Raw genomic sequence first — 11,681 nt, 5'->3', positions numbered from 1 at the left:
GTCCGCTGCTCTACCGACTGAGCTAACGACCCACATTATTTCGTAACAGGTGCGTATATTACCGATTTTATTTTCTGACGCAAGAAAAATCTGAAGAAATTGTGTTAATTGCGTGAATACTCGTCAATTTCTGACAATATCTTAGAACAAATAAAAAAGGAGAGTATTTCTACTCTCCTTTTTTCTAAGAATCAAAATTCTCTAAAAATTAGTATGCTAACACTGCACGACGGTTTTTAGAGTATGCTGCTTCATCGTGACCTAACACTGCAGGTTTTTCTTCACCGTAAGAAACAGTTGATACTTTACCAGCGTCAACACCTTTACCAGCTAAGAAACCTTTAACTGCATCAGCACGACGTTGACCTAAAGCGATGTTGTACTCTGGAGTACCACGTTCGTCAGTGTTACCTTCAACAACAACTTTAGAAGCTGGAGTTGCATTTAAGTATGCAGCGTGAGCATCTAAGATTTGAACGTATTCACCTTCGATGTTGAATTTGTCGAAACCGAAGTAAACGGTGTTGTAACGTTGTTGAAGATCTTCAACAGAGTAACCACCGAAAGTTTGACCGTTGTTAGCACCGTTGCCTGCTGCATCGTTGTTTGATGAGCTACATGCTGCTAATGCAGCTACTGAACCAGCAACTAATAATGATTTAACAAATTTGTTCATTAGATTTCTCCTCAATGAGTTTTTTTATTTAGTCAAGTATGGAGACCAAGCTGGAAATTTCACTTGGCCATTACTTCCTGGAAGACTCGCTTTAAAGCGACCATCTGCAGAAACTAATTGTAACACCTTTCCTAGCCCTTGTGTAGAGCTGTAAATAATCATGATACCATTAGGAGAAATACTTGGGCTTTCACCTAAGAAAGATGTACTTAATACTTCAGAACTACCGCTGGTGAGATCTTGTTTCACCACGTTGTTATTACCGTTGATCATCACGAGTGTTTTACCATCACTACTGATTTGCGCACTACCGCGACCACCAACTGGTGATGCACCACCACCACTTGCGCTCATGCGATAAACTTGTGGCGAACCGCCTCTATCTGAAGTAAAGAGAATTGAGCTACCATCTGGAGACCATGATGGTTCTGTATTATTACCCGCACCGCGAGTTAATTGAGTCGGTGTACCACCATTTGAGCCCATTACATAGATGTTTAATAAACCATCTTGTGAAGAAGCAAATGCGAGTTTAGAACCGTCTGGAGAGAATGCTGGCGCACCGTTATGTCCTGGGAAAGAAGCTACAACTTTACGAGAACCTGAACCTAAGTCTTGTACAACAAGTTGAGATTTTTTGTTCTCAAAAGATACGTATGCTAAACGTTTACCATCTGGAGACCAAGCTGGAGACATAATTGGTTGTGAGCTACGATTTACGATAAATTGGTTGTAACCATCATAATCTGCTACACGAACTTCATAAGGTTGTGAGCCACCATTTTTTTGAACTACGTAAGCGATACGCGTTCTGAATGCACCACGAATACCGGTTAATTTTTCAAATACTTCATCACTCACGGTATGTGCACCATAGCGTAACCATTTATTTGTCACTGTATAGCTATTTTGTGCAAGCACCGCACCAGGTGTACCTGATGCCCCTACCGTATCAACCAATTGGTAAGAAATGTTATAACCACTACCAGTTGATGTCACTTGACCTACCACAACAGCATCAATACCTAAAGCAGTCCAAGCTTCAGGTTTTACTTCTGCTGCAGTCGTTGGTTGTTGTGGCATTTGGCTCACTGGAATTGGGTTAAATTTACCACTATTACGTAAGTCATCTGCAACAATTTGACCAATATTTTCAGGTGCAGAACCTGCGAAAGGAACAACTGCGATAGGACGAGCGCCATCAACACCTTCATCAATCACAATTCGAACTTCATCTTCTGCCATTGCTGTGCTTGCAAATGCAAACATCACCACAAATAGCCCCATAACACGTTTGATCAATTTCATTTAATCACCTTATTTTAACGTTGTTACTTTCCTAAAACCGATTATCGAGCATTGATATCAAAATCGATAGTCGGCGCTTTATATTTCTCATAAATAGCATCAGATGGTGCTGCTGGAACTTTTTTCGTTCTCGCTACCGCACTTAATGCTGCAGTACAAATATCATCAGGTCCAGAAACGCGTTGGTAGCCTAAAATCGTGCCATCTCGACCGAGTTGGATTTTAATGCTACAAACTTTACCGGCAAAGCTTGGGTCTTTTAAGAAACGGCGTTGAATTTCACGTTTAATGACACCTGCATATTGGTCACCAACTTTACCACCATCTCCAGCACCTAGTCCTGCACCACTACCTTGTGTACCGCCTTTATTTGCATTACCACCTTTAGATGCACTACCACCACCGACATCTCCGCCGTTCATGAAGTCATCTAAAGCTGCTTGATCTGCTTTACGTTTTGCTGCGTCAGCCTTCGCTTTTGCTTCTGCATCCGCTTTAGCTTTTGCTTCAGCCTTAGCTTTTGCCTCTGCATCTGCTTTCGCTTTTGCATCAGCTTCAGCTTTTGCTTTAGCCTTAGCATCTGCCTCAGCTTTCGCTTTAGCATCTGCTTCTGCCTTGGCCTTCGCTTTTGCTTCAGCATCGGCTTTCGCTTTTGCCTCAGCCTTCGCTTTAGCATCTGCTTCAGCTTTTTCTTTCGCTTTTTGAGCTTCGGCTTGTGCTTTAGCTTTTGCCTCTTCCTCAGCCTGTTTAGCAGCTGCCGCTAAACGTTTCGCTTCTGCATCAGCTTTTAACTTCGCTGCTTCAGCAGCTTGTTTTGCTTTCGCTTCTTCAGCTTGTTTCTGCTTTTCTAACGCCTCTTGACGAGCAAGTTCTTGTTGCTGTTTTTGCTTTTCAATTTCTTGCTGCTTTTGTTTTTCAAGTTCTTTTTGACGTTGAATTTCCTGCTGACGCTTAATCTCTTCTTGTTTCGCAATTTCTTGCTGATTTGGTTCAGGTTCAGGCTCTGGTTTCTTCTCTTCGACTACAGGTTCTGGTTTTTTCTGTTTATCAGTTTGACCTTTTTTCTGTTGTTGAATACGTCCCCATTCCTGTGCTGCGCTGCCGGTATCGACCATCACAGCTCCCATGGCATCACCTTCACCTTCTCCACCACCCATTATTTCAACGGTTTGATAAAGAGAGCTCCAAATCAACAAACCAAACAATGCAAGGTGCATCGCAATAGAGATGACAAACTCATTTGCACGTTTTTTTCGTCGATTATTCTGCACGGTTTTACCTACTTATTCTTAAATTGGGTTGGTCATTAAACCCACAGACTTAATGCCGGCAAGATGTAGTAAATTCAGTGCTTTAATCACTTCTTCATAAGGTACATCTTTTGCTCCGCCCACTAAGAACATTGTGTTATTGTCTTTATCAAATTCTTGTTTTGATAATTGGGTTACCATTTCTTCGTTAAGGCCTTCTTGGCGTTGACCACCAATAGAAATCGAATACTGCCCTACACCTGCTACTTCTAAGATAACCGGTGTTTTATCTTCATTTGATACATTTTGACTTTGCACCGAATCAGGGAGTTCCACTTGAACGCTCTGACTGATAATCGGCGCGGTTGCCATAAAAATTAACACTAAAACTAAAAGAACATCGAGAAATGGCACGATGTTAATTTCAGATTTAATGTCTTTACGCTGACGACGAGCCATAATTTCCTCTAAAACTTCGCTAAAATCCACCGCACTTTTCGTCTGATTTATCAAGTGCGGTCAATTTTTCATTGATTTTTAATGGGGCGCTTTACCAAAAGCTTGACGATGTAAAATTGTGGTGAATTCATCAATGAAGTTACCATAATTTTGTTCAATCGCATTTACACGTAAGCTTAAACGGTTATACGCCATTACAGCTGGAATCGCCGCAAACAAACCGATTGCAGTTGCGATCAAGGCTTCTGCGATACCTGGAGCAACCATTTGTAATGTTGCTTGTTTCGCACCACTTAACGCCATAAATGCGTGCATGATCCCCCAAACGGTACCAAATAAACCAATATATGGACTCACAGAAGCCACTGTTGCTAAGAAAGGTACACGACTTTCAAGCGCTTCTACTTCACGATTCATCGCAAGGTTCATTGCACGAGTCGTACCTTTAATGATTGCTTCTGGCGCATCTGCGTTCACTTGTTTTAAGCGAGAGAATTCTTTAAAGCCAACAAAGAAAATTTGTTCGCTACCCGTTAATACTTCACGACGATTAGATAAACCATCATAAAGTTTGTTTAAATCTTCACCAGACCAGAAACGATCTTCAAAAGTGTTCGCTTCTTTTAACGCGCTCGTCAAAATACGGCTACGTTGAATGATGATTGCCCAAGAAATAATTGAGAACGAAATCAAGATCACAATTACAAGTTGAACAACGATACTCGCTTTTAGAAAAAGATCTAAAAAGTTCAATTCTGCAGTCATTGCATACTCCGAAAAGTTATTTACTTTAAAAATGCCGCTTTTAATTCTTCAGGAATTGCGACAGGTTTCATTTTGCCTAGATCAACACAGGCTACCTTAACAGTAGCCTTCGATAACACCACTGTCTCACGAACTAACCGCTGTTCAAAGAGAATTGTTGCTCCTTTCACTGCCGTTATTTCCGTTTCGACAATAAGATAATCATCCAATTTTGCCGGAATACAATAGTCAATAGACATGGTTTTGACCACAAAAGCTAACTGTTGTTCCTGCAATAATGATTGTTGGGAAAAATTAAGCGTTCTTAAATATTCAGTTCGCGCACGCTCAAAGAAATGTAAGTAACGTGCGTGATACACTACTCCGCCTGCATCCGTGTCCTCATAATAGACACGAACCGGAAAGGTAAAACATTGGTTATTCAAAATAATGCTCAAATTATCAGCCATAACAAGCCGCTTATTTTAGAACCTGTTCATTAGATGTGCAAGATCCAAATAATAATATTTGTCTATCGCTCTTATAAAAACCAATGCTGAACAATGGCAATTATTGTGGTGAAATAACCAATAAACGGCAAGAAAACGAGCTGCCATATTGCTCGACGAATTTCAAATCCGATACCGTGGATCCACAAATTAATCAATCCCCAAAAAATCGCAAGAATCCAAGCTGGATGTGCAGTTCGAAGTGCGGTCGAAAATTGATTTAAATTTAAAAAGAAAGCCGCGGTTAAAAATAACGCCAAAATAAACGAAAGGGTTCGCAAGGAACCCTTATTACTTAATTGATAGAGTGAATTAATCATCATTACTCGTCAAATTTACCTGACTTTTCTTTGCCAATGGTTAATTTAGCACTCACCATAACTGCAGCCAACACACCCACTACCCAAATTACGTATAACATATTGTTTCTCCTTAGTATAATGAGTTTTTGTTGTCTTCAACAAAGCTTTCATCCAAGCGACCAAACATTTTGTAGTATGACCAAATGGTGTAAAGCAATGAGATGGTAACAAATACTAATGCCAAGTAGAACATTAAGGTTAATGTTAATTCACTTGACGTTGCATCCCACATTAACAAACTTTGTTCTGGATGAGTACTTGAAGGCATTACAAATGGGAACATTGATACTGCCGCAGTAATAATCACACCAGCCATTGTTAATACAGAGAAGAAGAACGCAAAACCACAACGATTTGCTTTAGATGCAACCACATTTAATAATGCACCAACCACAGCTAATACTGGGAATGCCCATAAAGCTGGATTTTCATTGAAGTTTTTGAACCATGCACCTGCTTCAACTGCTACTTGCTTACCTGAAGCTGGTGCTGACGCTGCAAAATGATCAATCGTGCTAGTCACCACATAACCATCTTTGAAAGAAAGCCACACACCTGCAAGTACAAAAGTAATTAATGTCACTAATGCACCGATTTGTGTAATCGCTCTTGCGCGATCACGCAATGCAGCAGTGGTTTTCATTTGTAACCAGTTTGCACCGTGAGTCACTAACATTGCAAGGCTTAACACACCGCAAAGTAATGCGAATGGGTTTAATAATGCAAAGAAAGAACCTGTGTAAGTTGCTTGTGAAAGCTCATTTAATTCGAATGGTACACCTTGTAATAAATTACCAAATGCTACACCGAATACTAATGCAGGTACAAAACCACCCGCAAATAAGCCCCAATCCCACACGGCACGCCATGTTGGATTATCAATTTTCGCACGATATTCAAAACCAATTGGACGGAAGAATAACGCAGCTAACACAAGGAATAAGGCAATATAGAAGCCTGAAAACGCCACAGAATAAACAATCGGCCATGCCGCGAAGATTGCACCACCAGCAGTTAATAACCAAACTTGGTTACCATCCCAGTGTGGAGCAATAGAGTTAATCATAATACGTCTTTCTACTTCTTTCTTACCAGCTACGGGTAAAAGTGCGGTCACGCCCATATCGAATCCATCTGTTACAGAGAAACCGATAAGCAATACAACAACTAGCACCCACCAAATAATACGTAGAATTTCATAATCAAGCATAATCCATCTCCTGCTTATTTAGATGATTGCTCAAAATAGTATTTGCCGGTTTTCAATGCACTTGGACCTAAACGTGCATATTTAAACATCAAATACATTTCCGCAATGATGAAGAAGAAGTAAAGTACACAAATTAAACCGATAGAGAACCATAAGTCACCTACACTCAAGTTAGAGGCAGACACACCCACCGGTAATACTTCATAAATCGCCCACGGTTGACGACCAAATTCAGCTAAGAACCAACCAAATTCAATCGCTAAGATTGGCAATGGGATACCCCAAAGCAATGCTTTAAGTAATAAGCGAGAAGAAGTGACTTTGTTACGTAAATTTTGAACAAATGCACCAAAGGTCAGTAAAATAATTAAACCACCTGCCGCTAACATACCACGGAACGCCCAGAAGTTAGGACCTACGTTTGGAATAGTATCACGTGCTGCTTGTTTAATTTGTTCATCCGTTGCATCTACAACTTTATCTGTGTAACGTTTTAATAATAAACCGAAACCTAAATCACCTTTGACTTCATCAAATTTTGCTTTAGTTTCTGGATTTACTTGGCCTGCTGATTTTTTCTCTGCTTTTAATTGTGTGAATAAATCATAAGCAACCATACCGTTACGAACACGACCTTCATTTTTTGCTTGAATTTCTTTCAAACCAACGATTTCAGTATCTAAAGAACGCGTTGCAATTAAACCACCTAAATATGGGATTTCAATCGCAAAATCATTTTTCATTTCTGCAGTATTTGGAATCGCCACTGGGTGGAATGGAGCTGGTGCAGGATGAGTTTCAAACTCAGCTTCCATTGCAGCTAATTTCACAGGTTGTGCTTTACCGATGTCGTAACCTGATTCATCACCCATAATTAATACTGCTGATGCCGCGATAAAGCCAAAGGTTGCCGCTACAGAGAATGAACGTTTAGCAAAACCAATATCACGGCCTTTTAATAAATAGAATGCACTAATACCTAATACAAACATTGCACCAGTTGAATAACCTGCTGTTAATGTATGTAAGAATTTACTTTGCGCAACTGGATTTAACCAAAGATCTAAGAAGCTGGTCATTTCCATACGAACGGTTTCAAAGTTAAATTCTGCCGCTACTGGATGTTGCATCCAACCATTTGCCACTAAAATCCACATCGCAGAAAGGTTTGAACCAAAGGCTACGCAGTAAGTTGCGAGTAAGTGTTTACCTTTAGTTAAACGATCCCAACCGAAGAAGAATAGCCCCACGAAAGTGGATTCTAAGAAGAATGCAAGTAATGCTTCGATCGCTAATGGTGCACCGAAAATATCACCTACATAGTGAGAATAATAAGACCAGTTTGTCCCGAATTGGAACTCCATGATAATACCGGTCGTTACCCCTAGAGCAAAGTTAATACCAAATAACTTACCCCAGAATTTAGTCATATCTTTATATACTTCTTTGCCCGTTTTAACATAAATGGTTTCCATGATCACAAGAACGAAAGATAAACCTAATGTTAATGGTACAAAAATGAAGTGATATAACGCAGTTAACGCAAACTGCAAGCGTGAGAGATCAACAACGTCTAACATCTCAACTCCTTGTATAAATCTACAAGATTTTCACTTTATGATTACCAAGGATAATCCCAAATAATCACCCCAAACTACTCAACAAAAATCGTTAAGAAACATTGAATTATTTACGTAATAATTGCCTTTTCTATTCTCAAAACAGAATGCAGTAACCGATTACAATATAAACATTCAAAATTTTGCCCTATTCTACTACTATTTATGAGGATAAAAAATAGAAAAAACCGTTATATTGATCACATTTTTTGATATAAGTTACAAAATACCCTATTTAGCGTAACTATAGCGAAATTGATCTGCATCAAATCTTGCATATTTATCTCAAATAAAAAAATTTATCTCTATCACAAGGAAACTTTATCGAAAAGAAATAGACAAAATAACCACTAGACAGGGCGACAAGATTTTGCTATTTTTTAGCCCAATAATATTTGGAAAGATTTGTAGGGATTTACAATGAAAAAAATTTGTGTAATTTTGACCGCACTTTTCGGTTCGATGGCTCTATCTGCCACTGCAGCACCTATTACAGAAAACAAAGCTGCTCTTCCACAACAATGCACACAGTTATTTAAAGAAACAGAAAATTTGATTGCCCAAGCAGAAAAACAGCCAGGCACTCATACTCAAGTAGGTAAAATTAAAAGTAAACTTAATCAAAGCAAACAGCAAATTCTTGAAATGGAATTAGCAACTCAACAAAAAAGCTGTGATGTGGGTTTAGCAAGATTAAATAGTATGAAGAGCTATACTGAAGAAACTAACTAATCAAGTTTTAAAAAGAAAGGACATATTGATATCAATATGTCCTTTTTTCTATCTCTTATTCTGACTGCTTCTGAAGTCCAAAGTGTCGATAAGTTAACGAAGTCGCAATTCGGCCTCGAGGCGTACGCTGTAAAAATCCTTGTTGAATCAAGTAAGGTTCTAACACATCTTCAATAGTGTCACGCTCTTCGCCAATTGCTGCCGCCAAGTTATCTAACCCAACTGGTCCACCATCAAAACGTTCAATCACTGCGGTAAGTAATTTTCTATCTAAGTAATCAAAGCCCGCATCATCTACATCCAACATTGAAAGCGCTTGTTTCGCAATGTCTGCCGAAATAATGCCATCATTACGCACATCAGCAAAATCTCGAACGCGACGCAATAAACGGTTTGCAATACGAGGCGTACCACGTGAACGACGAGCGACTTCAAAAGCGGCTTTATCTTCTAATTCTAGATTTAAGCAAGAGGCACTTCTTGTCACAATAGACGTTAAATCTTCAACGGAATAAAATTCTAAACGTTGAACAATACCGAAACGATCACGCAATGGCGAGGTTAATGAACCAGCTCTGGTTGTAGCGCCAATTAATGTAAAAGGGGGTAAATCCAATTTAATTGAACGTGCTGCTGGCCCTTCACCAATCATAATATCCAGCTGATAATCTTCCATTGCCGGATAAAGCACTTCTTCAATCGCAGGAGAAAGACGGTGAATTTCATCAATGAATAACACATCATGGGGTTCAAGATTTGTCAGCATTGCCGCTAAATCGCCAGCTTTTTCAAGCACAGGGCCTGATGTTGTGCGAATATTCACACCCATTTCATTTGCCACAATATTAGCTAGCGTTGTTTTTCCTAAACCTGGAGGACCAAAGATCAACAGATGATCTAAGGCATCTTGACGCAATTTTGCGGCCTTGATGAAAATATCCATCTGCTCTCGCACTTGTGGTTGTCCCACATAGTCGGCTAAAAGTTTTGGACGAATCGCACGATCGATGACATCTTCATCCATCTTTGCCTGACTGCTAATAATTCTATCTGCTTCGATCATATCTGTTTAATCTTTATAGTGCGGCTTTTAAGGCTTCGCGAATTAATTGCTCACTGGTTAAGTCTGCTTTAGCCACTTTTTTCACCATTTTTTCAGCATCGGTTGGTTTATAGCCTAATGCAATTAATGCAGCAATCGCTTCATCTGCTGAGCTTTCAGCTTTGCGTAATTCTGAAGTTGAAGGAATATGTTTGCTCTCCACAAAGAAATCACTTTGGCGAACATCTTTAAACTTACCTTTTAACTCTACCAATAAACGTTCAGCTGTTTTCTTGCCCACACCAGGAATTTTCACTAATTTTGACAGTTCTTCTCGCTCAATAGCGTAAGCAAACTGCTCTACTGACATTGCAGATAAGATCGCAAGTGCCAATTTAGGTCCAACACCATTGGTTTTAATTAATTCACGGAATAAAGTGCGGTCAGTTTTTTGGGCAAATCCAAAAAGAAGATGAGCATCTTCACGCACAACAAGATGGGTAAATAAAGTAGTTTCTTGCCCGATTTCAGGTAAATCATAAAAACTGGTCATCGGTAACAATAATTCGTAACCAACGCCTTGTACATCAAGCAAAATTTCAGGAGGTTGTTTTTCTAATAAGATGCCTTTCAAACGACCGATCATAAGATTTCCATGTAAAAAAATTTTTGCATAGAATAAAATAAAACTGGATATTAATCCAGTTAAATTTTTAATCTAAATCGACCTCGGCTGTACCTTGTTTTTAAAAGTGCGGTCATTTTTTCGTGAGTTTCTGTGGTTTTGACCGAGCCCGCAATATGTAAGGAATGCTGAATAGTGTGAGCATGAGTGATCGCAATGGCCAAAGCATCTGCCGCATCTGCTTGTGGTTTGTCTGATAGCTTCAAAATTCGTGTCACCATATCTTGTACTTGCACTTTATCTGCAGAACCAATCCCTACGACAGTCTGTTTCACCAAACGAGCGGCATATTCAAATACAGGTAAATCGTGATTCACCGCTGCCACAATTGCCGTACCACGCGCTTGTCCCAGTTTTAAAGCTGAGTCAGCATTTTTAGCCATAAACACTTGTTCAATAGCAAACATATCGGGCTGAAATTGCGTGATGATTTCTGTCACACCGGCATAAATTCGTTTTAATCGTGTAGGTAAATCCTCGACCTGCGTGCGGATTGCTCCACTGCCGAGATATTCTAAATGGCGACCATTTTGTCTAATCACACCATAACCCGTTACACGAGAACCTGGGTCAATGCCTAAAATAATATTCATAAACTCTCAAAAATAAACGGCCGGTCAATGCCGGCCGTTTTTAGCGTTAATTATTGGTTTGCTTTTGCAGTTGCTTTTGCATCTACATCACAGTTTTTCACAACAATTTTATCTGCTTTTTTGCCTTTGATTAAAAGATTTACTGGCACAACAGAATCGAATTTATCTAAAGTTAAACCACTATCTACGTTCCAAACATATTTGCCAGAAGTAAATGAAGTGAAGTCTTTTTGAGCTGCATCACGAGCGAAATCTTTCGCAACAACTTTGTTGCCTACCATTACCATTGCCGCTGTTGGCTCTTGGTTTTCGAATTGATAAACTGCAGTTACAGTTTTCTTGTTACAAGTATAAACTACTGTTTTATCCGTTACAGTAGGTGCTGCAGTTTGCTCTGCCTTGTTTTCCATTTTTGGTGCATCGCTTGCACAAGCTGATAAAACAACAAGAGCGGCCATTGCTGGTAATACTTTAGCTAATTTCATTCTAAAT

The 11,681-nt window shown here is 39.5% G+C and carries 15 protein-coding genes; 1 reads left to right on the top strand and 14 read right to left on the bottom strand.

Annotated features, from left to right (window positions below; genetic code table 11):
- Positions 1-208: 208 nt before the first annotated feature.
- From pal to HMPREF2750_RS06195, 10 genes are all read right to left on the bottom strand, one after another.
- A complete protein-coding gene (pal, locus tag HMPREF2750_RS06235) occupies positions 209-676 on the bottom strand; it encodes a peptidoglycan-associated lipoprotein Pal (RefSeq protein ID WP_005696669.1) in 468 nt (155 codons plus the stop codon).
- A gap of 24 nt (positions 677-700) precedes the next feature.
- Positions 701-1,984 carry a Tol-Pal system beta propeller repeat protein TolB gene (gene tolB / locus HMPREF2750_RS06230; protein WP_049364498.1) on the bottom strand — a complete coding sequence of 428 codons (1,284 nt, stop codon included), beginning with the start codon at positions 1,982-1,984 and terminating at the stop codon, positions 701-703.
- A gap of 41 nt (positions 1,985-2,025) precedes the next feature.
- On the bottom strand, positions 2,026-3,255 hold the full coding sequence (gene tolA, locus HMPREF2750_RS06225; RefSeq protein WP_070583074.1) for a cell envelope integrity protein TolA: 1,230 nt from the start codon (positions 3,253-3,255) through the stop codon (positions 2,026-2,028).
- Positions 3,256-3,273: 18 nt separating this feature from the next.
- Entirely contained in the window at positions 3,274-3,693 is a 420-nt protein-coding gene (gene tolR, locus HMPREF2750_RS06220) for a colicin uptake protein TolR (protein WP_032803822.1), read from the bottom strand.
- 78 nt (positions 3,694-3,771) lie between these two features.
- Positions 3,772-4,458 (bottom strand): protein TolQ, encoded by a 687-nt coding sequence (gene tolQ / locus HMPREF2750_RS06215; protein ID WP_005696675.1) that lies wholly within the window; start codon positions 4,456-4,458, stop codon positions 3,772-3,774.
- A 20-nt stretch (positions 4,459-4,478) separates the two neighbouring features.
- The gene (gene ybgC, locus HMPREF2750_RS06210; RefSeq protein ID WP_005696676.1) at positions 4,479-4,907 is read right to left on the bottom strand and encodes a tol-pal system-associated acyl-CoA thioesterase; all 429 of its coding nucleotides are present in this window, start codon (positions 4,905-4,907) and stop codon (positions 4,479-4,481) included.
- A 71-nt stretch (positions 4,908-4,978) separates the two neighbouring features.
- On the bottom strand, positions 4,979-5,266 hold the full coding sequence (gene ybgE / locus HMPREF2750_RS06205; RefSeq protein WP_049372929.1) for a cyd operon protein YbgE: 288 nt from the start codon (positions 5,264-5,266) through the stop codon (positions 4,979-4,981).
- A 2-nt stretch (positions 5,267-5,268) separates the two neighbouring features.
- Positions 5,269-5,367 (bottom strand): cytochrome bd oxidase small subunit, CydX/CbdX family, encoded by a 99-nt coding sequence (locus tag HMPREF2750_RS09970; protein ID WP_101494276.1) that lies wholly within the window; start codon positions 5,365-5,367, stop codon positions 5,269-5,271.
- Positions 5,368-5,378: 11 nt separating this feature from the next.
- Complete coding sequence (gene cydB / locus HMPREF2750_RS06200) at positions 5,379-6,518, bottom strand: cytochrome d ubiquinol oxidase subunit II (RefSeq protein WP_014064909.1); 1,140 nt, start codon at positions 6,516-6,518, stop codon at positions 5,379-5,381.
- Between the two features lie 14 nt (positions 6,519-6,532).
- Positions 6,533-8,098 carry a cytochrome ubiquinol oxidase subunit I gene (locus HMPREF2750_RS06195; protein ID WP_014064908.1) on the bottom strand — a complete coding sequence of 522 codons (1,566 nt, stop codon included), beginning with the start codon at positions 8,096-8,098 and terminating at the stop codon, positions 6,533-6,535.
- 459 nt (positions 8,099-8,557) lie between these two features.
- Here HMPREF2750_RS06195 and HMPREF2750_RS06190 point away from each other — a divergent pair, with 459 nt between their 5' ends.
- Complete coding sequence (locus HMPREF2750_RS06190; RefSeq protein ID WP_049366385.1) at positions 8,558-8,869, top strand: DUF5339 domain-containing protein; 312 nt, start codon at positions 8,558-8,560, stop codon at positions 8,867-8,869.
- 55 nt (positions 8,870-8,924) lie between these two features.
- Here the strand turns inward: HMPREF2750_RS06190 and ruvB are convergent, their stop codons facing one another.
- Genes ruvB through HMPREF2750_RS06170 form a run of 4 tightly spaced genes read right to left on the bottom strand, consistent with a single transcriptional unit; the run spans position 8,925 to position 11,674 of the window.
- On the bottom strand, positions 8,925-9,932 hold the full coding sequence (gene ruvB, locus HMPREF2750_RS06185) for a Holliday junction branch migration DNA helicase RuvB (protein ID WP_049372930.1): 1,008 nt from the start codon (positions 9,930-9,932) through the stop codon (positions 8,925-8,927).
- Between the two features lie 13 nt (positions 9,933-9,945).
- On the bottom strand, positions 9,946-10,557 hold the full coding sequence (gene ruvA, locus HMPREF2750_RS06180; RefSeq protein ID WP_049372931.1) for a Holliday junction branch migration protein RuvA: 612 nt from the start codon (positions 10,555-10,557) through the stop codon (positions 9,946-9,948).
- Positions 10,558-10,616: 59 nt separating this feature from the next.
- The gene (ruvC, locus tag HMPREF2750_RS06175; protein ID WP_070583073.1) at positions 10,617-11,189 is read right to left on the bottom strand and encodes a crossover junction endodeoxyribonuclease RuvC; all 573 of its coding nucleotides are present in this window, start codon (positions 11,187-11,189) and stop codon (positions 10,617-10,619) included.
- A 50-nt stretch (positions 11,190-11,239) separates the two neighbouring features.
- Positions 11,240-11,674 carry a hypothetical protein gene (locus tag HMPREF2750_RS06170; protein WP_049372933.1) on the bottom strand — a complete coding sequence of 145 codons (435 nt, stop codon included), beginning with the start codon at positions 11,672-11,674 and terminating at the stop codon, positions 11,240-11,242.
- Between the last annotated feature and the right edge of the window lie 7 nt (positions 11,675-11,681).

Source organism: Haemophilus sp. HMSC066D02, assembly GCF_001810545.1.
Taxonomy (GTDB): Bacteria; Pseudomonadota; Gammaproteobacteria; order Enterobacterales; family Pasteurellaceae; genus Haemophilus_D.
This window is presented reverse-complemented; position numbering and strand designations above follow the sequence as displayed.

Coding starts and splice junctions, on each gene's coding strand:
- ybgC (WP_005696676.1), bottom strand. CDS start 4,907: ATGGCTGATAATTTGAGCATTATTTTGAATAACCAATGTTTTACCTTT.
- ruvB (WP_049372930.1), bottom strand. CDS start 9,932: ATGATCGAAGCAGATAGAATTATTAGCAGTCAGGCAAAGATGGATGAA.
- tolR (WP_032803822.1), bottom strand. CDS start 3,693: ATGGCTCGTCGTCAGCGTAAAGACATTAAATCTGAAATTAACATCGTG.
- HMPREF2750_RS06190 (WP_049366385.1), top strand. CDS start 8,558: ATGAAAAAAATTTGTGTAATTTTGACCGCACTTTTCGGTTCGATGGCT.
- HMPREF2750_RS06170 (WP_049372933.1), bottom strand. CDS start 11,674: ATGAAATTAGCTAAAGTATTACCAGCAATGGCCGCTCTTGTTGTTTTA.
- pal (WP_005696669.1), bottom strand. CDS start 676: ATGAACAAATTTGTTAAATCATTATTAGTTGCTGGTTCAGTAGCTGCA.
- HMPREF2750_RS09970 (WP_101494276.1), bottom strand. CDS start 5,367: ATGTTATACGTAATTTGGGTAGTGGGTGTGTTGGCTGCAGTTATGGTG.
- ruvC (WP_070583073.1), bottom strand. CDS start 11,189: ATGAATATTATTTTAGGCATTGACCCAGGTTCTCGTGTAACGGGTTAT.
- tolQ (WP_005696675.1), bottom strand. CDS start 4,458: ATGACTGCAGAATTGAACTTTTTAGATCTTTTTCTAAAAGCGAGTATC.
- ruvA (WP_049372931.1), bottom strand. CDS start 10,557: ATGATCGGTCGTTTGAAAGGCATCTTATTAGAAAAACAACCTCCTGAA.
- ybgE (WP_049372929.1), bottom strand. CDS start 5,266: ATGATTAATTCACTCTATCAATTAAGTAATAAGGGTTCCTTGCGAACC.
- tolB (WP_049364498.1), bottom strand. CDS start 1,984: ATGAAATTGATCAAACGTGTTATGGGGCTATTTGTGGTGATGTTTGCA.
- HMPREF2750_RS06195 (WP_014064908.1), bottom strand. CDS start 8,098: ATGTTAGACGTTGTTGATCTCTCACGCTTGCAGTTTGCGTTAACTGCG.
- cydB (WP_014064909.1), bottom strand. CDS start 6,518: ATGCTTGATTATGAAATTCTACGTATTATTTGGTGGGTGCTAGTTGTT.